Origin of the sequence: Salegentibacter sp. T436, assembly GCF_001932675.1 — a bacterium.
GTDB classification, from domain to species: Bacteria; Bacteroidota; Bacteroidia; order Flavobacteriales; family Flavobacteriaceae; genus Salegentibacter; species Salegentibacter agarivorans.
In genome coordinates this window covers 299,941-325,499 of sequence record NZ_CP012872.1, presented here as the reverse complement: position 1 = coordinate 325,499, position 25,559 = coordinate 299,941, and the positions used below count along the sequence as shown (strand labels likewise).

21 protein-coding genes are annotated in these 25,559 nt (G+C 37.4%); 14 read left to right on the top strand and 7 right to left on the bottom strand.

What is annotated here, in order from left to right:
* Positions 1 to 18: 18 nt before the first annotated feature.
* Complete coding sequence (dacB, locus tag AO058_RS01415; RefSeq protein ID WP_232228878.1) at positions 19 to 1,353, bottom strand: D-alanyl-D-alanine carboxypeptidase/D-alanyl-D-alanine endopeptidase; 1,335 nt, start codon at positions 1,351 to 1,353, stop codon at positions 19 to 21.
* A gap of 168 nt (positions 1,354 to 1,521) precedes the next feature.
* Here dacB and AO058_RS01410 point away from each other — a divergent pair, with 168 nt between their 5' ends.
* The 5 genes from AO058_RS01410 to AO058_RS01390 all read left to right on the top strand — a co-directional run bounded on the left by AO058_RS01410 (position 1,522) and on the right by AO058_RS01390 (position 8,928).
* Positions 1,522 to 4,614 carry a SusC/RagA family TonB-linked outer membrane protein gene (locus AO058_RS01410; RefSeq protein WP_075324892.1) on the top strand — a complete coding sequence of 1,031 codons (3,093 nt, stop codon included), beginning with the start codon at positions 1,522 to 1,524 and terminating at the stop codon, positions 4,612 to 4,614.
* A 12-nt stretch (positions 4,615 to 4,626) separates the two neighbouring features.
* Entirely contained in the window at positions 4,627 to 6,042 is a 1,416-nt protein-coding gene (locus tag AO058_RS01405; protein WP_075324891.1) for a SusD/RagB family nutrient-binding outer membrane lipoprotein, read from the top strand.
* 70 nt (positions 6,043 to 6,112) lie between these two features.
* Positions 6,113 to 6,778 carry a peptidoglycan recognition protein family protein gene (locus AO058_RS01400; protein WP_075324890.1) on the top strand — a complete coding sequence of 222 codons (666 nt, stop codon included), beginning with the start codon at positions 6,113 to 6,115 and terminating at the stop codon, positions 6,776 to 6,778.
* A 1-nt stretch (position 6,779) separates the two neighbouring features.
* Positions 6,780 to 8,237 carry a M14 family metallopeptidase gene (locus AO058_RS01395; protein ID WP_075324889.1) on the top strand — a complete coding sequence of 486 codons (1,458 nt, stop codon included), beginning with the start codon at positions 6,780 to 6,782 and terminating at the stop codon, positions 8,235 to 8,237.
* A gap of 58 nt (positions 8,238 to 8,295) precedes the next feature.
* Positions 8,296 to 8,928 carry a 7-carboxy-7-deazaguanine synthase QueE gene (locus AO058_RS01390; protein ID WP_075324888.1) on the top strand — a complete coding sequence of 211 codons (633 nt, stop codon included), beginning with the start codon at positions 8,296 to 8,298 and terminating at the stop codon, positions 8,926 to 8,928.
* 55 nt (positions 8,929 to 8,983) lie between these two features.
* Here the strand turns inward: AO058_RS01390 and AO058_RS01385 are convergent, their stop codons facing one another.
* Positions 8,984 to 9,556 (bottom strand): DUF2911 domain-containing protein, encoded by a 573-nt coding sequence (locus tag AO058_RS01385; protein ID WP_075324887.1) that lies wholly within the window; start codon positions 9,554 to 9,556, stop codon positions 8,984 to 8,986.
* A gap of 246 nt (positions 9,557 to 9,802) precedes the next feature.
* On the opposite strand from AO058_RS01385, the gene asnB reads away from it, so the two are divergent.
* The 5 genes from asnB (at position 9,803) to secDF (ending at position 18,850) form a co-directional block, all read left to right on the top strand.
* A complete protein-coding gene (asnB, locus tag AO058_RS01380; RefSeq protein WP_075324886.1) occupies positions 9,803 to 11,422 on the top strand; it encodes an asparagine synthase B in 1,620 nt (539 codons plus the stop codon).
* Positions 11,423 to 11,605: 183 nt separating this feature from the next.
* Positions 11,606 to 13,546, top strand: coding sequence for a DNA topoisomerase (ATP-hydrolyzing) subunit B (gyrB, locus tag AO058_RS01375; protein WP_075324885.1), 1,941 nt, complete (start codon positions 11,606 to 11,608; stop codon positions 13,544 to 13,546).
* 123 nt (positions 13,547 to 13,669) lie between these two features.
* Positions 13,670 to 14,665 (top strand): DUF6588 family protein, encoded by a 996-nt coding sequence (locus AO058_RS01370; protein ID WP_083634115.1) that lies wholly within the window; start codon positions 13,670 to 13,672, stop codon positions 14,663 to 14,665.
* A gap of 91 nt (positions 14,666 to 14,756) precedes the next feature.
* On the top strand, positions 14,757 to 15,683 hold the full coding sequence (mdh, locus tag AO058_RS01365; RefSeq protein WP_075324883.1) for a malate dehydrogenase: 927 nt from the start codon (positions 14,757 to 14,759) through the stop codon (positions 15,681 to 15,683).
* Positions 15,684 to 15,847: 164 nt separating this feature from the next.
* Positions 15,848 to 18,850, top strand: coding sequence for a protein translocase subunit SecDF (gene secDF, locus AO058_RS01360; RefSeq protein ID WP_075324882.1), 3,003 nt, complete (start codon positions 15,848 to 15,850; stop codon positions 18,848 to 18,850).
* A 148-nt stretch (positions 18,851 to 18,998) separates the two neighbouring features.
* Here secDF and AO058_RS01355 read toward each other — a convergent pair whose 3' ends face one another.
* A complete protein-coding gene (locus tag AO058_RS01355) occupies positions 18,999 to 20,531 on the bottom strand; it encodes an IS1182 family transposase (RefSeq protein WP_075324881.1) in 1,533 nt (510 codons plus the stop codon).
* 207 nt (positions 20,532 to 20,738) lie between these two features.
* Here AO058_RS01355 and AO058_RS18470 point away from each other — a divergent pair, with 207 nt between their 5' ends.
* From AO058_RS18470 to AO058_RS01340, 4 genes are all read left to right on the top strand, one after another.
* A complete protein-coding gene (locus AO058_RS18470; RefSeq protein ID WP_198036130.1) occupies positions 20,739 to 20,984 on the top strand; it encodes a hypothetical protein in 246 nt (81 codons plus the stop codon).
* 20 nt (positions 20,985 to 21,004) lie between these two features.
* Positions 21,005 to 21,490 carry a hypothetical protein gene (locus tag AO058_RS18465; RefSeq protein WP_198036129.1) on the top strand — a complete coding sequence of 162 codons (486 nt, stop codon included), beginning with the start codon at positions 21,005 to 21,007 and terminating at the stop codon, positions 21,488 to 21,490.
* A 319-nt stretch (positions 21,491 to 21,809) separates the two neighbouring features.
* The gene (locus tag AO058_RS01345; protein WP_075324880.1) at positions 21,810 to 22,049 is read left to right on the top strand and encodes a ribbon-helix-helix domain-containing protein; all 240 of its coding nucleotides are present in this window, start codon (positions 21,810 to 21,812) and stop codon (positions 22,047 to 22,049) included.
* Entirely contained in the window at positions 22,042 to 22,326 is a 285-nt protein-coding gene (locus AO058_RS01340) for a type II toxin-antitoxin system RelE/ParE family toxin (protein WP_075324879.1), read from the top strand. Before AO058_RS01345 ends, AO058_RS01340 begins: the two co-directional genes overlap by 8 nt.
* Before the next feature lie 105 nt (positions 22,327 to 22,431).
* Here the strand turns inward: AO058_RS01340 and AO058_RS01335 are convergent, their stop codons facing one another.
* The 4 genes from AO058_RS01335 to cysS are packed head-to-tail and all read right to left on the bottom strand — an operon-like array spanning position 22,432 to position 25,545.
* Positions 22,432 to 22,926, bottom strand: coding sequence for a DUF192 domain-containing protein (locus tag AO058_RS01335; RefSeq protein ID WP_075324878.1), 495 nt, complete (start codon positions 22,924 to 22,926; stop codon positions 22,432 to 22,434).
* Positions 22,923 to 23,744, bottom strand: coding sequence for a prolipoprotein diacylglyceryl transferase (lgt, locus tag AO058_RS01330; RefSeq protein WP_075324877.1), 822 nt, complete (start codon positions 23,742 to 23,744; stop codon positions 22,923 to 22,925). Before lgt ends, AO058_RS01335 begins: the two co-directional genes overlap by 4 nt.
* Positions 23,745 to 23,794: 50 nt before the next feature.
* On the bottom strand, positions 23,795 to 24,040 hold the full coding sequence (gene yidD, locus AO058_RS01325; RefSeq protein WP_075324876.1) for a membrane protein insertion efficiency factor YidD: 246 nt from the start codon (positions 24,038 to 24,040) through the stop codon (positions 23,795 to 23,797).
* A 20-nt stretch (positions 24,041 to 24,060) separates the two neighbouring features.
* Positions 24,061 to 25,545: a cysteine--tRNA ligase gene (gene cysS / locus AO058_RS01320; protein ID WP_075324875.1), complete on the bottom strand. Its 1,485-nt coding sequence runs from the start codon at positions 25,543 to 25,545 to the stop codon at positions 24,061 to 24,063.
* Positions 25,546 to 25,559: the final 14 nt, after the last annotated feature.

Here is a 25,559-nt window from a genome sequence, read left to right as displayed (position 1 = left end):
GATTTTGAAGAATTAAAGTTAGTAATTATCACGAATCTGCAGCAATACCTTTTCCATTTCAGCCTTTAAAACTGAAGTAGGAACCGTGTAATTGCTATTCATAAAGCTAAAAATTAGTAGTTTTCCGCTTTTGGTTTTTAGGTATCCGCTAAGGCTGTGATTATTTTTTAAAGTTCCGGTTTTTGCAAAAACATAAGGCTCATCGGCTTTGTAATAATTTTTGATAGTTCCCGAATGTCCGCCGGTGGGCAGCATATCTAATAATTCTTCTTCCGGTACTTCGGCTTTAATTTTCGTTAGTAATTTCACAATGCTTCGAGGAGTAAAAAGGTTATAGCGTGAAAGTCCGGAGCCATCGTACCACATAGGTTCATCTGGAAGATCTTTTAGATGATTTTCCTTCATAAAATTTATAGCGATATCAGATTTAAGAGTATCAGATAATTTTCCTGCCGCCATTATTAAAATCTGTTCTGCAATAAAATTATCACTTACTTTCAGCATTTCTTTATACACACTATCGCTGGGAATACTGTAGCGTGTTTTTTGAAGTTTTTGATTTATTTCTGAATTCTGAACCAGGCTAACCGGTTTTTGTAGCGTATCACTTAGAAGTTTCAGGAGAATTTCTGAAGAATATTTAAAGGGTACAGATTGAGAAAAATCTGATTCCTTTTCCTGATTATTGAACTGGAAACTATTCTTAACAATATCACGTCTAAGCCGGGCTGAAACCAGGCTGTCTTTAGAACTAACCAGTGAATCTTTAAAAATTGTAGGGGAAACCAGGGGGAACTCCTTATTTTTTTTAAACTTGAATCCTACCATATTGCCATAAATGGGAAAAGCAGTACGCTCTGCCGAATAGTAGGCGTTATAATCGTCCCAGGCCCAACCAGGTCCCTGGTGCTTTTCGGTATATGTTGGTGCCACATAGGCCAAATGATTTTCGTTTTTCTTCAAAAATTGAAAAACTGAGGAATTTGGTAAATTTTCATTTAAAAATGATGGGTCTCCTGTAGCTTTAAAATAAAGCGTGTCGTTTTCAATAGAATATTTAAGTGCAGGAATAGAATCTCCCAGAATTTTTAGACCTGCATAAAATGTAAATAATTTGGTGTTGGAGGCCGGGGTGAAATATTTACCGGCATTATGGCTATAAATAGTTTTATTTTCTTCTGGATCTACGAGCATAAATCCTACAAATCCCTGTTCAAAAACCGGAGATTCGGTAAAAATCTTATCTAAAGGCTTGCTTATTTTGCGTGTGGTGGAACATGAGGAAATCGAGATAGTAATTAGGAGGAAAATTACAATTTTTAAGGATAATTTTAAAGAGGGGTAGATTTTCACAATTATAAAATTTTAAACAGGTTTACATATTTTTAAAAAATTAGCACAAAGTTAATTTAATTACCAAGAAGTTAATAAAAGTTTAATTTTTAAGTCAACAAATTTGCCCAGTTTTGGCGCTTTTCGGTATATTTAATTTATAATTCAGAAAACTTTAACACAAAAGGAATGAGAAACAAACTAACAATTATGGCCTTGCTGGCATTTTTCCAGATTACTGGAGTGCTGGCCCAACAAACTGAAGTGACCGGTACGGTTACTGTGGCCAGTGACGGAATGCCTTTGCCAGGGGTAAACGTTTTGGTAAAGGGAACTAATGACGGAACGGTAACTGATATGGATGGGAATTATGCTATTGAAGTTGCTGCAGATGCAGTGCTGGTATTTTCTTCCCTAGGTTTTGAAAACCAGGAACAAGCCATAGAAGGCCGTAGTGTAATTAATGTTGCTATGATCGAAGACATGGAGGGTCTTGATGAAGTAGTAGTAACTTCCCTGGGAATAGAAAGAGAGAAGAAAGCACTGGGTTATGCTGTACAGGAAATACAGGGTGAAGATATTACGAAAACTAATCAGCCTAATATTGTAAGCGCACTGCAAGGACAAACTGCAGGGGTGCAAATTACTAATTCAGGTGGTGCTCCAGGGCAGAGTGCAAGAATAATTATTCGGGGTGTAAACTCTTTAGATCCAAATGCCGATAACCAGCCGTTATTTGTAATTGATGGGGTTCCGGTAGATAACTCTACTACCGAAAGCGGTAGTACACCTCGTGGTTTATCTAACCGTGCTGCAGATATTAACCCGAACGATATAGAATCTATGAACGTACTAAAAGGTGCTGCCGCTACAGCACTTTATGGGGTTAGGGCTGCAAATGGAGCCGTAATTATTACCACTAAAAAAGGTAAAGCAGGAGATGTAAGAATAAATGTAAACAGCTCTATTGGTTTTGAAGAAGTAAATCAATATCCAGAAATTCAGGATGTGTATGGCCAGGGATTTGGTGGCGTTTACGATCCTAATTCTTTTTGGCCAAACTGGGGTCCTTCCATAGATGAAATTAGAGAAATAGATCCTGATGCTCAAATAAATGATATTTGGAGAGATGCCATGAGAACTGGAGTTCAAATAGATAATTCTTTTAATATTTCAGGCGGTAATGAAAAAGCTAATTTTTACGCTTCACTTAATAATTTAGATCAGGAAGGGATTATTCCTTTTAGTGACTGGGGAAGAACTTCTGCAAGATTAAATGGAGAGTTGAAATTTAGTGACCAGTTTAAGGTTGCCGGTAATATGAGTTATACAATTTCCGGTGGTAACCGGGTGCCACACGATAGATTTATGGAACGTATGGTTTATAATACTCCTATGCAGGATATAAATGATTATATAAATGAAGATGGTACTATGAAAAGTATAGGAACCAATACCAATCCTATTTACGATGCACGTTTTAGTACTTTTGAAGACGAAGTAAACCGTATAATTGGTAACCTTAATTTTACTTACAGTCCGTTTGAATGGATGGATGTTAATTACCTAATTGGTACCGATTTCTATACAGATTCCCGAACAGAAATTACGCCGGGGCCATTAGGAATTGAAGGTGAAGTTCCTTTAAGTTCGCAAGGGTTTATAACTGAAACCAGGATAGATAGTAGAGATATAAACTCTAACCTTTTTATTACGCTAAAAAAACAATGGGACGATAAATGGAACACTACTTTACGTGTTGGTAACGATGTTTTTGAACGTGATTATGAAAGAGTAGATGCTACCGGGGAGAATTTTGTAATTCCTCAATTTTATGACCTTAGTTACGCAAGCCAGATTTCAAACTCACAAGATAAGCGTAAGAAAAGGCTGGTGGGGTTATATGGAGACCTTATGGTAGATTATGATGATATGTTATTCTTAAATATTACTGCGAGAAACGACTGGACATCAACTTTACCACAAGGGAATAATTCATTCTTTTATCCATCTGTAAACTTAGGTTTTGCATTTACTGAAGCTTTTGAAATGCCAGAAGTACTTTCTTATGGTAAACTTAGAGCTTCTTATGCTGAAGTTGGTAAAGACACCGATCCTTATAGAATAGGTCAAACCTATACTTCACCGGGTATTTTCCCTTTAGGCGGGGAAGTTGGTTTTACTAGATTTAGCCAATTTGGTGATCTTGGCCTAAAACCTGAAAGAACTACTTCTATAGAATTAGGTACAGATCTTAGATTCTTCGGAAACCGTTTGGGAATTGATTTTACCTGGTATAAGTCTAATAGTAAAGATCAAATTATTCCTGTTCCTGTTTCTGAATCATCAGGATTTTCTACTTTCATAACCAACGCCGGGGAAATAGAAAACCAGGGTGTTGAATTCATAATTACCGGGAATCCTATTAGAACCGAAGATTTTACCTGGAATGTTACTTTGAACGCTGCATATAACCAAAACGAAGTTGTAAGCATTAGAGAAGGTATTGAGCAAATTCAGGTGGGAAGCCAATATGGCTACGCTGGTAGTACCGTAACTATGCAACTTATAGAAGGAGAGGCGTATGGTAATATATTTGGAAGTAGTTATGAAAGATATGGAGCCGATGCAAATAACCTTTTCTTAAATGAAGATTTACCTAAGGTAATTGGGGAAAATGGTTTTCCGGTTAGAAATGGTAATCAGTTAATCTTAGGAAATACCACCCCAAAATGGATTGGTGGTTTAAAAAATGATTTCACCTATAAGAATTTTGACCTTTCTTTCCTTATTGATTTTAGAACCGGTTTAGAACAATATAGCCAATACGATAACTTTTTCTCTGCTTTTGGTATAGCTGAATATACTTTAGATAGAAACGAAACCCGGGTTTTTGAAGGCGTACTTGCCGATGGAACGCCCAATACTCAAGAAGTTTGGTTAGGCCAGGGTGAAGGTCCTGATGGTAGGGATTATGGCGCAGGTTACTATAGAAATAATTATCGTACGGTTAGTGAAAACTTTGTGCACGATGCTTCTTTTATTAAACTACGTAACATTTCCCTTGGGTATAATTTTGGAGATAACGTGTTAGATGCTATTTCTTTCCTTGAAACCGCGAGAGTATCGGTAGCTGCTAATAATATCATCCTTTACACACCCTGGGATGGTTTTGATCCCGAATCTTTTAGTGCCGGTGCCGGTGGGAATGCTACAGGCTTTACAGGACTTGGATATCCGGGCGTGCAAAGCTTGTTTTTTACACTTAACTTAGGTTTATAAAAAATATTGAATATGAAAATTTTAAGAAAAACATATAGTTTTATAGCAATCGCCGGGCTGTTTCTCACATTTACAGCCTGTGAGGATTACCTGGATATAAATGAGAATCCAAATAACCCTACTACTGCTCCTTTGAGCGGATTGATGGTGAATTCTACATTTGAAACTGCTCAAAATACATTTAGAATTGGAAATACAACTTCCAACTATGTACAGTATTTGGCGTCCCCCAACCAGGGAAGTGCCTCTGATGTTATGGATGAACTTAGTTTTAATACCACCTGGTCTTCTTTGTATAATGTAATGACCGATCTTAATGATATGATTCTGGAAGCTAACGAAACAGGCGCTTCCCATTACGAAGGTGCTGGCCAGATTCTAACGGCATTGAATTTAGCCATGACCGTGGATGCTTTTGGAGATGCTCCGTTTAGCGAAAGTTTCAATTTTGAAACCATCACTCCGGCTTACGATGATGATGCAGCTTTGTATAATAGGGTTTTTGAATTACTTGATAATGGAATAGCAAACCTATCGCAAGAAACAGATTTACCCATAGGCTCAGATGATTATATCTATAATGGAGATGCAGATCAATGGATTAAGTTTGGAAATATGCTAAAGGCGCGTTATGCTAATCACTTAAGTAAAACCGATCAATATAATCCTACCGAAATTTTGGCAGCGATTGATGCAGGTTTTGAAAGTAATGAAGATAATGCCGAGGTAGAATATTTTGAAGAAGAATTCAATCCCTGGGCGAATGTGGCTATTAATAACGAAAACCTAATCCTGGGCGGCTGGATTTCTGAACAATTTGTAGAAGCTACCGATGGTACCACCTTTGGTGTAGAAGATCCCCGTTTGCCGTATATGATCGGAACTACTGACGATGGAGAGTATATTGGAGTTCCAAATGGAGAAGGCCGCGGTAGTGCAGCCGAATCTGGTGAGCGTTCTACGCTGGTTCCGGGAGACTTTTATACTTCAGAACAGTCTCCTGTATTAATCGCTACCTACGCAGAACAAAAATTTATTGAAGCCGAAGCAGCTTTTGAAATAGATAAAACACGTTCTTATAATGCCTATCTTGAAGGAATAAGAGCGCATATGAGAATGTTGGGTGTAGAACAATCAGAGATAGATGCCTATGTAAATAGCTCGGCAGTAAGTGTAGGGGAAGATAATTTCACCATAGATCATATTTTTAAAGAAAAATGGGTGGCTATGTTCTTACATCCAGAAGCCTGGGTAGATGCCAGAAGACATGATTATGATTATGAGAATTTTGATCTTCCGGCCAACTTAAACCCAGATCTTAATGGGCAGTTTATTAGAAGATTGCGTTATCCCGATTCTGAAATTGGAAGAAACGGTAGCAATGTTCCAGATGTAACTTTATTAGACAGAATTTTTTGGGACGAATAATCCCTAATTAAAACAATAATTTCAAATCTCCCGGCTTGCCCGGGAGATTTTGGTTTTAAATACTTATAAAATGAGGTATATAATTATAATCTTCACCCTTTTCCTGTTTAGTTGTAAAAGTGCAGATGTTTCAGAAAGGATTATTGATCGTCCAATCATTTTTAATGAAGAACGAAAAGAACTTAGCTTAGAATATCTAAAGGAACGCTACAATTTAGAACAATCTTCTCCAGAAATTACTCCAAAAATGATTGTCTTACACTGGACCGCTATTCCAGATTTAGAAAGTTCTTTTAGAGCATTTAATCCTGTTAAATTACCGGGTGCTAGAGAAGATATTCAGCAAGCCGGTGCTTTAAATGTTTCCGCCCATTTTCTGGTAGACCGTGATGGAACAATTTACCGGTTAATGCCGGAAACTACTATGGCCAGGCACGTAATTGGATTAAACCATGTCGCGATTGGGGTAGAAAATGTTGGCGGCACAAGAGAAACTCCGCTTACCAAAGCTCAACTTAAAGCTAATATTGATTTAGTGAAATATTTAAATGAAAAATATGATATAGAATATTTGCTGGGGCATTACGAATATCCGCAGTTTGAAGGCCATGAGTTATGGCTGGAAAAAGACGAGGGCTACAGAACCCAAAAGACCGATCCTGGAAAAGATTTTATGCAAAAAGTACGTGAAAAAACTAAAAACCTTAATTTTAAACCGGTACCCAAAAATCCTTAAAATGAATTTTAAAAATATAAGCTTGCTGTTGTTTTTGTGCGGTTTTTTTAATGTTTCAGTCAGCTCTGCACAGGAAAAGGAACTTTATAAAGAATTGTATAATTCCTATGAAGATTTCAAGGAAGAATCTATTGAACAACGTCGATTTACACATTCTGAAATTCAACCTTTAATTGAGAAGTTTAAGGAAAAAGAGAATTTTGAAGTGGCAAAAGTTGGAGAATCTATTGAGGGCAGGCCACTTCAGTTAATTTCAACTGGTGAAGGTGAGGTAGACGTTTTTCTCTGGTCGCAAATGCACGGCGATGAATCTACAGCTACGATGGCTATTTTTGATATTCTTAATTTCCTGGATTCCGAAGCATTTTCAGAAGAAAAAGAGGAAATGTTGAAAAAGGTAAAACTTCATTTTTTACCAATGCTGAATCCTGATGGCGCTCAGCGTTTTCAGCGTAGAAATTTATTGGGAGTAGATATTAATCGCGATGCTCTACGTTTACAATCGCCAGAAAGTAAAACTTTAAAAAGAGTGCGGGATAGTCTGGATGCCGATTTTGGATTTAACCTTCACGATCAAAGCACTTATTATAATGCCGAAAGAACTCCAAAACCGGCAACTATTTCATATCTGGCTCCCGCTTATAATTATGAAAAATCTATAAATGATGTTCGGGCCGCGGCAATGCAGGTAATTGTTCAAATGAATAATATTCTTCAGGAATACGCTCCCGGCCAGGTTGGGCGATATAACGACGATTTCGAGCCGCGAGCTTTTGGCGATAATATTCAAAAATGGGGAACCAGCACTATTTTAATTGAATCTGGTGGCTACCCAAATGATCCCGAAAAGCAGGAGATTAGAAAGTTAAATTTCGTTTCAATTCTTGCTGCAGTTTTTTCTATTGCTGAAGAAGATTATAAAAATGCTGAGATATCTGAATACGAGAAAATACCGAATAATGACCGCAAACTTTTTGATCTTAAGCTCACCGGACTTACCTATGAGCTGTTAGGAAAAGAATATATATTAGATTTAGGAATTAATCAGCGAGAAGTTCAGGATGAAAACCTTGATTATTTTTACGATGCCTATATAGCAGACAGGGGCGATCTTTCTACGTTTTACGGTTATGAAGACCTGGATGCTTCGGGTTTTAAATTATTAGAAGGAAAAATTTATCCTGAAAGTTTTGAAAATTTAGCTGAGCTTCAGCAGGAAAATATTTCAGAAATACTTCGTAAAGGGTATGCTTATGTCGCTTTAAATGAACTTCCAGAAGAAGATTTTGCAGAAATTCCTATTAATATTGTTTCTAAAGAGTTTGAAATTTCAGAAAGTCTACAGCCTCATTTCTTCCTCGAAAAAGATGGGGAATTAGAATACGCGGTTATTAACGGATTTTTGATAGACCTTTCCGAAGAAAAATTCCAGGTAGAAAATGCGCTTATTTTAGATTAGAAAGTAATTCAGCCATAAGCACAGCTTAAAAATAAGAGATTACGTATCTTTGCAGGCTATGATTACAGAAGAGACTAAGGCATTGGTAGACGATGGGATTATGCTTCCGCTTATGGAAGAATTTTACACCATCCAGGGAGAGGGATTTCATAAAGGAACGGCCGCTTATTTTATTAGAATTGGAGGTTGTGATGTAGGATGCCACTGGTGTGACGTGAAAGAGAGCTGGGACCCAAATATTCACCCGCCAACGCATATTGGGGAGATTGTTGAAAAAGCAGTTGCAAGTAGCAAAACTATTGTGATTACAGGTGGAGAACCATTAACCTGGGATATGACGAGGCTTACCGGCGCTTTAAAAGCTAAAGGTTGTGATATTCATATAGAAACTTCTGGAGCTTATAAACTAACCGGCCAATGGGATTGGATTTGTTTATCGCCCAAGAAAATAAAATTACCTACCGAAGAAATTTATCCGCTGGCCCACGAGCTTAAAGTGATTATTTTTAACAAACACGATTTCAAGTTTGCTGAGGAGCAGGCTGAAAAAGTGAGCGAAAATTGTATTCTTTATCTGCAACCAGAGTGGAGTAATAGAGATAAAATGATGCCACTTATTGTAGACTTTGTGATGAAACACCCAAAGTGGAAGGTTTCACTACAAACCCATAAATATCTTAATATTCCATAAAAAAACGGCTGTTTATAAATCAAACAGCCGTTTTTAGTAAAAATTGTATTTAATATTATCCAGCGGGAGAGAAAGGCACTTTAATATATTTATCGGCCCAACCCATTAATAGGTTTGCTCCTGCGTCCCCTTCTTTCTGCTCTATGGCCATAGAGAAATTCTCAATTTTCTGGCTGGAATTTCTTACAGGCACTTTAATTCTTACGTAGTCTTGTTTGTCGGTATATTCATAAGCTCCCCAGGTATGCGTGGATTGATTTAGGATAACAGTCCACTCTTTTTCGTCTGGAATAGTGTATAAAGTATAAGTACCTGCCTTTACAGTTTCACCACCAATTTCCATGTCTTTGTAAAAAGTGATTTCGGTAGCTTCGTTAGCACCGGTTCTCCAAACTTCTCCGTAAGGCACCAGTTTACCAAAAATTTCGCGATCCCGGGTTTGAGGTCGGCTGTAAATTACCCGCATAATTACCTCGTCTTTTTGATTGCGATGTATAATCATATCCATTGGGCTGGTATCTAATTTCGGAAAATTAGGTCCGTTGGTATTTTCTGTTTCCTGGGCGTTTAAATCTTGGAATCCCAAAAATCCAATTAAACATAGCGTAGTTAAAAGTATTTTCTTCATTGTGTTAGATTTTTAAGGTTAAAGATAGTTTACTGTTATTTCTTAAGGTGTTAAAGATTTATTTAGTTGCTGTTAAATTATTGAGTTTTTACAGATGTAAAGTTTGAAAGTTTTTTAGGTATAATTTACTTACTTCTGAATCCTAATTTTCCAAAAATTATTTTCAGATTATACCAATATACTAATTTGTGTTTACATAATGTATTCTCTGGCGCATATTTGTATAGAATTAATAATGCAAATGTTATGTGTGGAATTTTAGCAGTAATCGGAAAACGATTATCAGAAGAAAAGATTGGCGGGCTATCAAAAAGAATGTCGCACCGCGGTCCAGATGAAAGTGATGTGCATGTAACCGAAGAAGGGTATGTATTAAGTCACGAAAGATTGTCTATTGTAGATCTTGAAACCGGAAAACAACCTATCCAGGGTACTTCAACTGCCTGGATGATTCACAACGGCGAGATTTATAACCACCAGGCATTGCGAAATAATGAATTGAAACATCATACTTTTAGAACCACAGGAGATTCAGAAGTAATTGTTCATTTATATGAAGAATTCGGTGTAGATTTTCTTAATAAATTAGATGGCGTATTTTCTTTTGTAGTGGTAGATGGTAAAGATTTTATCGTAGCAAGAGATCCAATTGGGGTAAAGCCACTTTACTACGGAACAGATGATGAAGGTTCTATTTGGTTTGCCAGTGAAATGAAAACTTTGGTTGATCAATGTAGTAGTTTTGCAGCTTTTCCTCCCGGGCATTATTACACGCCTGAAACTGGTTTTGTAGAGTATTACACGCCAGATTGGTTTGATTATAAAAAAGCTACGAAGGAATTAGATCTTTCAAAAATAAGAGAAAGTTTAATTGAAGCCACCCGTAAAAGATTAATGGCCGATGTTCCCCTGGGAGTTTTATTAAGCGGAGGTTTGGATTCTTCTTTAACCTCTTCTATCGCAGCAAGATTAATGAAAGACAGCGGCCAAAAATTACATTCTTTTTCAATAGGTTTAGATGAAACCGCGCCAGATTTAGTTGCAGCAAGAAAAGTTGCTAAATTTCTGGGCACCGAGCATAGCGAATTTCATTTTACCGTAGAAGAAGGAATTGATATCCTTAAAAAACTGGTATGGCATTTAGAAACTTATGATGTTACTTCTATAAGGGCTAGCACCCCAATGTATTTTCTTTCAAAAGGAATTAAGGAGAAAGGCGTAAAAGTTGTTTTAAGTGGGGAAGGAGCCGATGAGATCTTTGGAGGTTACCTTTACTTTAAAAACGCACCTACGGCTGATGATTTTCAGAAGGAAACTATAAGAAGAGTGCAAAGATTGGCTACTGCAGATTGCCTAAGAGCAGATAAATCTACAATGGCCCACGGGCTGGAAGCAAGGGTTCCATTTTTAGATAAAGCATTCTTAAAAACAGCAATGGAAACTGAAGCTGTGCATAAACTGCCAAAAACCTATGATGGCGTTGAGAAATATATTCTTAGAAAAGCTTTTGATACTCCAGAGCAGCCATTTTTACCAGACGAGGTTTTATGGCGGCAAAAGGAACAATTTAGTGATGGTGTTGGTTACAGCTGGATAGACGAGTTGATTGCCTACGCTTCAGCCAAAGTTAGTGATGAGCAAATGGCAAAGGCTTCAGAGAAGTATCCTTACAACACACCGGCTACTAAAGAAGCATATTTCTATAGAGAAATATTCCACAGTCATTTCCCGCAGGAAAATGCTGCAAAAACAGTAAAAAGATGGATTCCGAAATGGCAGGAAGACCTTGATCCAAGCGGAAGAGCAAACACTTCTCACGTAGCAACAAATGCTAAAAAACAGCTTGAGGAATTAGCCCAAATATAGAGTAAACAATCGTGTGGTTTGTTATGCCCGAAATGCAGCTTTTATTTTGCTGTATTTTGGGCTTTTTTTTGCACAAATTGTTAATAACTTAAAACCCTTGTCAAGCTTCTTAGCCTATTAAAAATGTGCGTTTTGTTATATTTGTTCGTTATTCAAAATAGACGAATTTAATTAGCAAAATATATGAGCGAAGAACCCAAAAAACACAGTTATTCGGCCGATAGTATCCAGGCTTTAGAAGGTATGGAGCACGTACGCCTTAGGCCTTCAATGTATATTGGGGATACCGGTGTAAGAGGTTTGCACCATTTGGTGTACGAGGTGGTAGATAACTCTATAGATGAGGCTATGGCCGGCCATTGTGATACAATTAAAGTAACCATTAACGAAGACGGTTCTGTAACCACCGAGGATAACGGAAGGGGAATTCCAATAGACCTTCACAAGAAGGAAGGCGTTTCTGCCCTACAAGTGGTAATGACAAAAATTGGTGCCGGGGGTAAATTCGATAAAGATTCTTATAAAGTTTCCGGTGGTTTACACGGGGTTGGGGTTAGTTGTGTTAACGCACTGTCTACTTCTCTAAAAGCAACGGTTTACCGTGACGGACAAATTTGGGAACAAGAGTATGAAATAGGAAAACCGCTTTACCCGGTTAAGCCTGTTGGTGAAACCGATCTAAATGGAACGGTGATTACTTTTAAGCCCGATTCCAGTATTTTTCAGCAGAGCGTAGATTACAGCTATGAGACTTTGTCTAGCAGAATGCGTGAGTTAGCTTTCCTTAATAAGGGAATTCAAATTACACTTACCGATAAGCGTGAGGTTAATGAAAAAGGAGAATATCTTTCTGAGAGATTTTATTCTGAAGAAGGATTAAAAGAATTTATAAAATTCCTTGATGGGAACCGTGAGCCAATTATTGCGGATGTGATCGCGATGGAAGGTGAGAAGAACGATATCCCGGTTGAGGTTGCTATGGTTTACAATACTTCGTTCAATGAAAATCTTCATTCTTACGTAAATAATATCAATACCCACGAAGGAGGTACGCATTTATCTGGTTTTAGACGTGGTTTAACCACTACGCTTAAAAAATATGCCGATGCTTCTGGAATGTTGGATAAGCTGAAATTTGAAATCGTTGGAGATGATTTTCGTGAAGGTTTAACTGCGATAATTTCAGTAAAAGTTGCCGAGCCTCAATTTGAAGGACAAACAAAAACAAAACTTGGGAACAGGGAGGTAACTTCGGCGGTTTCTCAGGCGGTTTCAGAAATGCTTGAAAATTACCTGGAAGAAAACCCGAATGATGCCAAAACCATTATTCAAAAAGTAATTCTTGCGGCCCAGGCTAGAAATGCAGCCAAGAAAGCGCGAGATATGGTTCAACGTAAAACCGCAATGAGTATTGGCGGTTTGCCCGGGAAATTATCTGACTGTTCTGAGCAGGATCCTACTCAAAGTGAAGTGTTCCTTGTTGAGGGTGACTCTGCAGGTGGTACAGCCAAACAAGGTAGAGATCGTAGATTCCAGGCTATTCTTCCGTTAAGAGGGAAAATTCTGAATGTTGAAAAAGCGATGACGCATCGTGTTTTTGATAACGAAGAGATAAAAAATATTTACACTGCTCTTGGGGTTACTATTGGTACTGAGGAAGATAGTAAAGCTCTGAATACCGATAAATTAAGATATCATAAAGTAGTGATAATGTGTGATGCCGATGTAGATGGTAGTCACATTGAAACGCTTATTTTAACTTTCTTCTATAGATATATGAAAGAATTAATAGAAGGAGGTCATATTTATATTGCAACTCCACCTTTATATTTGGTTAAAAAGGGTAGCAGAAAACGCTATGCCTGGAGTGAAGAAGAACGTGATGAGATTGCTGAAAGTTACAGCGGTGGCGTACAAATTCAACGTTATAAAGGTCTTGGTGAGATGAATGCTGAGCAACTTTGGGATACTACTATGGATCCTGAAAGACGTAAACTTAGACAGGTAAATATTGATAATAGTAGTGAAGCCGATAGAATTTTCTCTATGCTTATGGGAGATGAGGTGCCGCCAAGACGTGAATTTATTGAGAAGAATGCTAAATATGCTAATATTGATGCATAATTGAGAATATTTTGAAAAGGAAAACCCGTAAGTGAGCTTACGGGTTTTTTTATGATTTTTTTAAACTTGTTTTAGGAGTGCTTTTTTTATTATTTTTACCGCCTAACTTAACACCTACTTATTTTGAAATTTCAAGCTAAATACCTCATTCTATTTATTTTATTTTCAGTTAATTCCTACGCTCAGGAGGGCGATGTTACAAAATTCGCAAATGAGATGCTGTATATTGCGGATGAATTTGCAGGACCTGCAGCCGAAGGGGTTGCTTATCAGGCCGGGGCCGGTTGGTTTACTTCAGCAACTGCTTTAAAACCATGGAAAGTAGAGATTTCCTTTCAGGGAAATGCTTTATTTGTTCCTTCTAACAGGCAATCTTTTACAATATCAAATGGTGATCTTGCGGGTGTTCACGAGAGCGGTGGTCCAATTTTGAGTCTTAAAGGAGATGAAAGTAATGCTGTAGTACCTACAGCCTTTGGTGGAGAAACTGATGTTTATTTTGAAGGAACTTTATTAGGAGAATCTTTTGAATTTCAGGCTCTCGAAGGCGTGAATAAAAGTGTGGTAGCATATCCTTTTGTTCAGGCTAATGTAGGTTTACCTTATGAAACAGAATTTTCGGCAAGATTTTTACCTCAGTTAACTGTAGATGGAGTAGCTATCACAACTTATGGTGCTGGAGTAAAACATAATTTCTCGCAATATTTTAAATTTAATAATGAAGAAGACTTTCAAGCCGCTGCTATAATCGCTTACAGTAAATTTGATGTAGAGTATGAATTTAGTCCTGTAAATATAGATAACGTAGTAAACTTGAATTTGGTTAACGTAAACTCTAACCTATGGATGGCATCAGTTATGGGATCTAAATTGTACGGCGATAGTTTTGAAGTTTTTGGAGCTTTAGGAGCAACAAACTCAAGCTTTAATTACGCAATGGGCGGTTCGGGGGTTGCTTTAGGGCCAATTAATTCGGCACTACGCGGTTTAGATCAAAGTCAGGCGCAATTTAAAGCCGATTTAGGTTTTAATTTGTATTTCGACCGTTTTAAGATTAGTACAATGGCAACTGCCGGGAAGTTTTTTCATCTTAATGCCGGTATGCATTTCAGAATATAAAACCCATAGTTTTAACCATATCTTATAGTAATACTATATCAATATTCGTATTTTTGGAATCAAATATTAATCGATTTAAATAAAATATAAGATGAAAGTTACTATAGTAGGAGCAGGTGCCGTGGGTGCCAGTTGTGCAGAATATGTAGCCATTAAAGATTTTGCTTCAGAAGTGGTTTTACTCGATATTAAAGAAGGAGTAGCCGAAGGGAAAGCAATGGATTTAATGCAAACCGCAACCTTAAACGGTTTTGATACTAAAATTACAGGAACTACAAACGATTATTCTAAAACTGCAGGCAGTGATGTGGCAGTAATTACCAGTGGTATTCCGCGTAAACCGGGAATGACACGTGAGGAACTAATAGGAATAAACGCCGGGATCGTAAAAGAAGTTTCTTCAAACCTTATTAAGCATTCTCCAAATGTGACCTTAATCGTGGTAAGTAATCCTATGGATACTATGACTTACCTTGTGCATAAAACTACCGGACTTCCAAAGAACAAAATTATTGGAATGGGTGGAGCTTTAGATAGCGCCCGTTTTAAATATAGATTGAGTGAAGCTTTAGAATGCCCACCATCAGATGTTGATGGAATGGTAATTGGAGGTCACAGTGATACCGGGATGGTGCCACTTACAAGATTGGCAACAAGAAATTCGGTTCCTGTTTCAGCATTTTTATCTGAAGATCGTTTAAACCAGGTTTCAGAAGATACTAAAGTTGGTGGAGCAACCCTAACTAAGTTATTAGGAACCAGTGCCTGGTATGCACCTGGAGCTGCAGTTTCGGCTTTGGTTCAGGCTATTGCTTGCGATCAGAAAAAGATGTTCCCATGCTCGGCAATGTTAGAAGGAGAGTACGGATTAAATGATATTTGTATAGGTGTACCTGCAATTCTTGGAAAAGACGGACTTGAGAAAATTGTTGAGATCGAGCTTGATGATACAGAGTCTAATAAAATTAAAGAAAGTGCAGAGGGTGTGAATAAAACCAATGCCCTATTAGAACTATAAGTAGTTTTAAACTTGAATATATGTTAAAAAAGGCCGCAGAATTTGCGGCCTTTTTTATGTTTAAAAGTTAAATTATTCAAAAAAAAATTGTTGGCATTTCATTTTTGAAACCCTATATTTGTCCGTTTTTAAAATCGACCTAATTAATTATAACTTAAGGAATAATGCAGAACAAAGGACTGATTAAGGTTTTTGCAATTTTATTTGGGCTGGTATGTATATATCAGTTGTCTTTTACTTTTATTACCAATAATGTAGAAAGTGAAGCTGAAGATTTTGCCAGGCAAAGAATTAGCGAAAATGTAGAAGATTACTCGGCGTTGAGAGATGCTGAAGAAGAAAGGTATCTGGATTCGGTAGCGAATAATGAGGTAATTGCCGGTATCACATACAGTGACGCGAAAGACAAGGAGCTAAATAAAGGCCTTGACCTTAAAGGAGGAATTAACGTAATTCTTCAAATTTCGGTTAAAGATATTCTTGCCGGACTAGCGAATAATACCGACGATCCTGCTTTTAACCAGGCCATTGCTGAAGCTGATGCAGCTGCAACAGATAGCCAGGACGATTATATTGATCTTTTCTTTGAAGCTTTTAATAGTATTCCAGATGCTAAACTGGCATCTCCAGATATTTTTGCTAATAAAACCTTAAGTGACGAGATTAATTTTGATATGTCTAATGACGAGGTTGAAACCGTTATTAGAAGAAAAGTTGATGAGTCTATTACTTCTGCTTTTGAAGTATTGAGAAAACGTATTGATAAGTTTGGGGTAACCCAACCAAATATTCAGCGTTTAGGAAATTCAGGAAGAATTCTTGTTGAATTACCAGGTGCCAAAGATATTAATCGTGTACAAGGTTTGCTGCAGAGTACTGCACAACTTGAATTCTGGCACGTATATAAAAATACTGAATTAGGGAACTTCCTTGCTCAGGCTAATAATGTTCTTAAAAACGTTGTAGATAAAGAAAGTGAGCAAGCAGAAACTCAAGCTGATACTACGGCTGCTGCCGATAGTGATATTGATGAACTTCTTGCTGAAAGTGAAGATACTACAGATGTAGCTACAGGAAACAATCCTTTATTTGAATTAGTGCAAAGTCCAGGCTTCCAGGGAGGTCCTGTAATTGCATATTTTTCTGTACAGGATACCGCAAAAGTTAATAACTACCTTGAAATGTCTCAGGTAAGATCTATTCTTCCTGCCGAGCAACGTTACGCTAAATTTGCCTGGGGAATCCCGGAAGATGAAGAAGGTGTAGTTGGTCTTTATGCATTAAAAGGAAACCGTAACATGGAGCCGCCTCTTAGTGGTGATGTGATTACAGATGCTCAACAAACTTATGACCAAATGGGTCGTGTTGCAGTATCTATGCAAATGGACGGAAGAGGAGCTAAGGTATGGGAAGAAATGACCGGTCAGGCTTCAACCCAACAGAGCAATATAGCTATTGTTTTAGATAATACTGTTTATTCGGCTCCAGGTGTTTCAACCGGGCCTATTTCAGGTGGAAGAAGTGAAATTAGTGGAGATTTTAGCATAACCGAAGGTCAGGATTTAGCCAACGTGCTTAGAGCTGGTAAACTTCCGGCTTCCGCAGATATTATCCAAAGTGAAATTGTTGGACCAAGTTTAGGTCAGGAAGCTATAGACAGCGGGATTTGGTCTTTCGGGATCGCCCTCGTTTTTGTATTGATATGGATGGTATTTTACTATGGTAAGGCCGGTCTTTTTGCCGATGTTGCCCTTGCTGTAAACATCTTATTTATCTTCGGAATTCTTGCCGGTTTAGGTGCCGTGTTAACATTACCTGGTATTGCCGGTATTGTATTAACTATTGGTATCTCGGTAGATGCAAACGTACTTATCTTTGAAAGAATCCGGGAAGAGCTTGCTAAAGGAAAAATGCAGAAAGATGCGATTAAAGATGGATTCAACAATGCACTTTCTTCAATTTTAGATGCCAACATTACTACCGGTTTAACTGGTTTTATTCTATTAATTTTAGGAACAGGACCAATTAAAGGTTTTGCTACTACTTTATTAATAGGTATCGCAACTTCGTTATTTACCGCAATTTTCATTACCAGGTTATTTATTGATGGTTATGGTAAAAACGGAAAATCTTTAGAATTCGCAACCGGCGCTACCAAAAACCTTTTCAGAAATGTAAAAATAGACTGGCTTGGGAAACGTAAGGTAGCTTATGTAATCTCCGGAATTTTAATTATTCTAAGTGTTGGTTCTTTATTAGTACAGGGATTAAACCAGGGGGTTGATTTCGTTGGAGGTAGAACTTATACCGTACGTTTTGATCAGGATGTGAATCCAACCGATGTTGAACAGGATCTTATCGCTGAATTTGGAAGCGCCGAAGCAAAAACTTTCGGGCCAAATAATCAGCTAAAGATCACTACAAAATATAAAGTAGATGAAGAGAGCACTGAAGTAGATAACGAGATTCAACAATCTATGTTTGATGCTTTACAATCTTACCTTCCGCAGGATCTTACTTTTGATGAATTTACTACAGGTGGAGCTGGAAAAGATATTGGTATTATGCAGTCTATGAAAGTAGGTCCAACTATTGCCGATGATATTAAGAACGATTCTTTCTGGGCTATTCTAGGATCACTAGTGGTGATTTTCCTTTATATCTTACTGCGATTTAGAAAATGGCAGTTTAGTATTGGTGCGGTTGCCGCAGTAGCTCACGATGTTATTATTGTATTGGGTATTTTCTCTTTACTATACAAAGTGATGCCTTTTAGTATGGAAATTAACCAGGCATTTATTGCTGCAATCCTTACGGTAATTGGTTACTCATTAAACGATACTGTGGTGGTATTTGATAGGATTAGGGAATTTGTAAACGAGCATACCAGCTGGCCATTGGGCAGAACGGTAAATAGCGCTTTAGATAGTACTATTAGCCGTACCTTGAATACCTCGCTTACTACCTTGATCGTTTTACTTGCCATCTTCATTTTTGGTGGAGAGAGCATTAGAGGCTTTATGTTTGCATTGATCATTGGTGTGATTGTAGGTACTTATTCCTCTTTATTTATCGCAACACCTGTTATGTTTGACAGTGTAACCGATAAATCTAAAATCGAAAAGAAAAAGAAAATTGAAGAAGATTCTGAAGCAACTACTGCTTAAGATTTCTTTGGAAAAAGATAAACTAAAAGAGGCCGTCTAAAAAGTATTTAGATGGCCCTTTTTCTTTATAAATGTTTTGTAAGAGGAAGCGATTCTTCTTTTTGTAAATCTTCTTTCTGATAAAAAAAGGCAAAGCAGCGCCCCCTTGCTATGCGATACTGAATTTTCTTAAGTTGTGCGCCATAGCTATTAATCCTATCTCAGTAGTTACTTTATCCATTCCCCGCAACATAAACCGCTTAAAGCCCATATTTTGCTTGATATTTCCAAAGACGGCTTCAACATCCCAGCATCTTCTTTTGCGATGTGCTATTCCCTCTTCACTTAGCAGTAGGTTCCTGGCCTTTTCCTTGAGGCGAATCAGGTTGTGATTACGTTCGAGAGTCCTGTTCCCTTTGGCTTTATGACAGCTGCCTCGCAAAGGGCATCCCTTGCAGTTGGCGGCCTGATACCGATGGATTTGCTGCTTAAAACCGGTAGTGGTTTCACTCTCATAACTTCTTACCTTCTTCATCGCCTGGCCCATCGGACAATAATACGTATCGGTTTCTTTATTATAAAACAGATTGTCCGGATGAAATGGGTTTTCTCTGTGCTTTTTATCGCGTTGCTCTTTATGGAAGTAATTGTATTTCACATAGGCAGTAATTTCTTTTTCTTCTAAATCGGTATAATTCTCTTCACTGCCATAGCCGGCATCTGCGGTAAGGCTCTCAGGTGTTTGATCGTAGGAATCTATATGATCTTGCAGGTGGTCTTTTAAGGTAGTGGTATCGGCGGTGGTTTGAGCTAAAGTATAATTGGTAATGAATTGGTTGTTGGTGGAAGCCTGAAGGTTATACCCAGGTTTTAACTGCCCGTTCTGCATATAATCATCTTTCATCCGCATAAAAGTGGCATCGGGGTCGGTCTTGCTATAGCTGTTGCGTTTTCCCAGGATAGCTTCCTGCTCCTGGTATTTCTTCAGGTTCCCAGGCCAGTTCTTCCTGGCATAGTTGAGCTTTTGTTTTACTTTTTTATCGACCTCCTTATCTTTTAATGCGTCATTAATGGCATCAATGGTTTTGGCTACTTCATCCGGATCGATAGCCTCAAAATCAGGCTCATTAGGAAGCAATTGTTCCTGGTCATAAACCTTTTCCACATAAGACCATAGTTCCCGAAGCTGTTTCTTAATACGCTCTTTACTGTTCTTGATAGATTTACCCCATACAAAAGTAAAGCGATTGGCATTGGCCTCTATCTTAGTGCCATCCACAAAGAGTTCCTTTAAAGATAATACACCCTGGTCAGCCAGTAAAAGAACCACCTGGTTGAAAATATTTTTAAACTTCCCTTTTAAGCGTTTTCCTCTAAAATCATTGATGGTATTATGATCAGGTTTACTTTGACCACTGAGCCACATAAAATGAATGTTCTCCAGAAGAGCCTGTTCTATCTTACGAGAGGAATACATATTGCGCAGGTACGCATAGATGATCACCTTAAGAAGCATCCGAGGATGGTAACTGGAAGTACCACCTCCTTTGTAACTTCGCTCCAGGTCAGCGATGTCGATTTGATCAATAATCGTATTGACGATTCTAACGGGATGATTTACAGGAACCAAATCATCATAACTGGGAGGTAAAAGACTTAACTGCGACTGGTTATAGGTCTTAAATACAACTTTAGCTTTCATTACATGAAAATAATAAAAACCTCAAAATAATCCAACAAGAAAGGCTGCCTTTTCAGACAGCCTCTTTTTTATGGCTTGGTTTTGTTGTAGCCGGGTTTTATACCTCCTGTGCCCAATTCAGAGAAAACCGGCTTAGACTCCTTGATTTTAGGCTAAACTTGTATGTTTGGTTGGATATAATGAATTACGTAGTGTTTCAACAAAATTATGAGTAAACAAGATAAGCCTAATAGTAGAAATATTCCATTACCAATTCAAAGAGAAGTCCGACAAAGATGTGGTTTTGGATGTGTTATTTGTGGATTACCTCTATATGAATATGAACATATGGAAGAATGGGCGAAAGTAAAGCGACATGATGCAGAAGAAATAACTCTGTTATGTGATCGACATCACCGAGAAAAAACTGCAGGTTTATTGCCTAAAGCGGTAATAATATTTTTACTTGTGTAGATAACGGATATGGTACCCAGATGATTCCTTTACTCATTGATAATACCCCTTTAATTGGAATTATTCTTGCAGATGGTCATTTTCTTCTAAATGTTATTCTGTTTGATGAGTTTAATAATCCTATCTTGAGAATTAAAAATAATCAACTTCTCTATTCTGTTAATCCTTGGGACATTCAGTTGGTTGGAACTAAATTGACAATTAGAGAAGCACAAAGAAAGATTTTAATTGAAATAAACTTTGAACCTCCGAATAAAATTAAAATTCAAAAAGGAAGATTTTTATATAATGGAGTGGAAATACTAATACGACCAGAAAATATTCTAGTTATCAATAATGGAATTATAGTTAGTAAATGCAAAGCCACAAATTGTCATGGCGGATTAATTATAGGAGATCAGAGTGAAAACATAGGTGGATTTATGAAAATCGGAGGAATAAATAGATATTTAGGAGACAGAAAAGATGCATTGGCTTTTGAAAAAGAAGCTATGGGTAAGCAATAATAAGATGCACTGCACATAACAACAGTTCATCTCAAATAACGGATGTTGCCGAAAAAGTGTAATCTTAAATACCATGAAAAGAAATGGGTAAGCCAACAAGTCCGCGTCCCTGTTCGAGCACTACCAAAGCTTATAAAATCTTCTGATCAACTATTTCAGTAAACGAAATATATAGATTGAATAGCTAATCGATTCTTTCAAAATCTAACTTATCACCAACTTCAATTTTCCAGTGGTCGGGAAGACCAATTCACTACTTAAAATAAAAAATTTGCTTTTGATGTAAATATGGTGCAATTTTACATCAAAAGGAATTATTATGCCCAGACAAAGTATTTCATTTACAAAACCAAATGATGAATGGTTAAAATCTCAAATTGAGAGCCTGGAATATTCAAGTAAAAGTGAATTGATTAATGACCTGATAAGGCAGGCCAGAAATCAGCAGGTTCAAATTGATTGGATTAAAAGTAAATTAGAAAAAGCAGAAGAAAGCGGATTTACAAATGATAGTAAAAAACAGATTTTAGCACAATCAAAGTCTTTACTTAATGAGTAAGTATAGGTTAAGTAATGTTGCTAAAGAAGATTTAATTAGGATTCATCAATTTGGAGTACAAAGGTTTGGAGTCACTCAGGCAGATATCAATTTCGAAAGATTTTTTGATTATTTTGAATTAATCGCAGAGCAACCTTTCTCCTTCGAAGCCGTTGATTTCATAAAACCTGGGTATAGAAGATGTGTATGTGGCGTTGATAGTATCTATTATCGCATAGAAAATGATATTGTAGAAATTATGGCAATAATCGGAAAACAGGATTTAAGCAATATTTAATCTAAAAATCGTTAAGAAGTACACTTTTTCAGAAAACTACAACACAAATTTCGGGTTCGATAGAAATACTTCTAATTCAATAAATGAAATATTTAGCTTTAAAACCTAATCTACCCGCTCAAAATCTATTTTATCCCCAACTTCAATATTCCAGTCGTCTGCAAGTCCTGCGTTTAATTCAAGTACAAATTGAGCCGGTTCTCCAGAGGGTAGTGAAGTTTCATCTTGCGGTTGCGCATTCTTTTGGAAACTCACCGCAGTACTATCTGAAGCGAAATATATAATATCTAAGGGGATATAGGTATTCTTCATATAAAAAGCCCTGGGCGCTTCATCATCGTAAATAAAAAGCATTCCCTGGTCGTCTTCCATACTCTCACGGTACATTAAACCCGTTTCTCTTTCGTAAGTATTATCGGCAATTTCAATATCAATTTGCTTTATTGTATCTCCGTTAGGTTTCAGCAAGGTTGCTTCGCCTTCTTTAGTGAAAGTTATTTCTTCGGTTTCAATAGGTTCTTCAACAGTATTATCATCCTTGCAGGAAGATAAGAATGAAACCGCTATAAGCGCTGATAAAATTATGGATTTACGTATCATACGGTTCTGGGTTTGGTAGGACGATACATAAAGTATAATCCGGCGATAATAAACGGAATACTAAGCCATTGCCCGGTATTTAATAACCAGGTGGTGCGTTCTTCTACCTGGGCTTCCTTTACAAATTCTACAAAGAATCTTACCGTCCAAAGTAAAACCAGGAACAAGCCAAAAAGATAGCCTACTTTATGGCGTTTTTCGGTTTTCCAGTATAAATACCATAGCAGGATAAAAATTAATAAATAACAAAAAGATTCATATAACTGTGCCGGATGCCTTGGAAAAGTTTCTCCTAAATTTGCGAAAATCACTCCATAATCTGAATTGGTGGGTTTTCCTATAATTTCAGAATTCATAAAATTTCCTATTCTTACAAAAATAGCCCCACTGGCTACCGGAATTACAATTCGGTCTAAAACCCAAAGTACAGGTTTGTCTAAAACGCGTTTTCGATAAAGATACATGGCGATGATAATTCCTATCGCCGCACCGTGACTGGCCAAGCCTCTAAAACCGGTAAATTCAAATTCCGGTTCAAAGCGAACCGGTAAGAATATTTCTAATAAATGATTTTGAAAATAATCCCAATCATAAAAAATAACGTGACCTAATCTCGCACCTATCAATGTGGCTAAAACCGTGTAAATAAAAAGCGAATCCAGTTTCTCTATCGAGACTTTTTCCCTTACAAAAATACTTTTCATAATGTACCAGCCCAGTCCAAAGGCTATCAAAAACATTAAACTGTAATAGTGAAGGGTGAAAAAACCTAAGTCTAAACCTTCTGAAGGGCTCCAGGTGATCGCGTTAAAAAGCATAAATTAAAATTGATTAGTAGGGTAAAGATACATATTTGCAAGTAGTTGCCCTATATTTTGGTTTCTGTTTTTTCAGGAACCGGGTCGTAGCCTTTTCCGCCCCACGGGTTGCAGCTAAAAATGCGTTTTAAGCTAAGCCAGCCACCTTTAAAAACACCAAAACGCTGTAAAGCGATTAGACTGTATTGCGAGCAGGTTGGATTATAACGGCAGGTTGCCGGTGTAAGCGGGGAAATAAAATTCTGGTAAAATTTCACCAACAGGATAAACGGATATGCTAACCATTTTTTAAGCATCGTTTTTCCTGTTTTATTAATTACTTAATAGTAAAAGTGGTACCTTCTTTTCCGTCTTTAAGCTGAATACCCATTTCCTGTAATTGATCTCTTATCTGGTCACTTAAAGCAAAATCTTTATTGTTTCTTGCTTCAGCACGCAGTTTTATAAGCAATTCTACGGTTGAAGAAAGCTTATCTGAAGTGTCATTATTTTCAGAAACTTTGTCTAAAAGGCCTAACACATCAAACATAAAAGCCGACATTGTTTTTTGCAATTCGTCTTTATCTTCTGAAGTGATCGTAGCAGCTTCTTCCTTGATGTTGTTGATCATCTTAACCGCATCAAAAAGTTTGGCGATTAAAATCGGGCTGTTAAAATCATCGTTCATCGCATCGTAGCAAGACTGTTTCCAGCTCTTAATATCTACGCTCGATTTATCTGAAACCGGAAGCTCATCTATAGCATGGTAAGCATCCATCAATCGGTTAAAACCTTTTTCACTGGCTTTTAATGCTTCATCTGAAAAATCCAGGATGCTACGGTAATTCGCCTGAAGCATAAAGAAGCGGGTCACATTCGGTGAAAATGGTTTATCTAAAACATCATTATTTCCAGAGAAAATTTCCTCGGGAAGAATATTATTGCCGGTACTTTTTGCCATTTTCTTCCCGTTTAAAGTAAGCATATTGGCGTGTAACCAATAATGAACGGGGTTTTTACCCGTAGCCGCTTCTCCCTGGGCAATTTCGCATTCGTGGTGTGGAAATTTTAGATCCATTCCGCCGCCGTGAATATCAAATTCTTCACCTAAATATTTTGTGCTCATCACGGTGCACTCTAAATGCCAGCCGGGAAAACCATCGCTCCAGGGTGAAGGCCAGCGCATAATGTGCTGTGGTTCGGCTTTTTTCCAAAGCGCAAAATCCTGCGGATTCTTCTTGTCACTTTGTGCAGCAAGTTCGCGGGTGTTAGCAATCATATTGTCAATATCCCTTCCGCTTAGCTTACCATAATGATTGGTTTCATTGAATTTCTTTACATCAAAATAAACCGATCCGTTTACCTCGTAGGCAAATCCTTTTTCGATTATGGTTTTAATGATCTCAATTTGCTCAACGATATGGCCGGTAGCCGTAGGCTCTATACTCGGCGGCAGGTTATTGAATTTTTGCAGAATATTATGAAAATCTATGGTGTAGCGTTGTACCACTTCCATAGGTTCTATTTGTTCTAAACGTGCTTTTTTGGCAATTCTATCTTCCCCGCTATCGGCATCATTTTCAAGGTGACCGGCATCGGTAATATTTCTTACATATCTTACTTTATAGCCTAAATGTTTTAGGTAGCGAAAAACCAGATCAAAAGAGATAAAAGTTCGGCAATTACCTAAATGAACATTACTGTAAACAGTAGGGCCGCAAACATACATTCCAACGTTTCCTTCGTTTATGGGTTTAAAGACTTCCTTTTCCCCCGTCATAGAATTGTACATTTTCAAGCTTTGTTCCTGGTATAGCGCCATAGATAGTTAGTTGT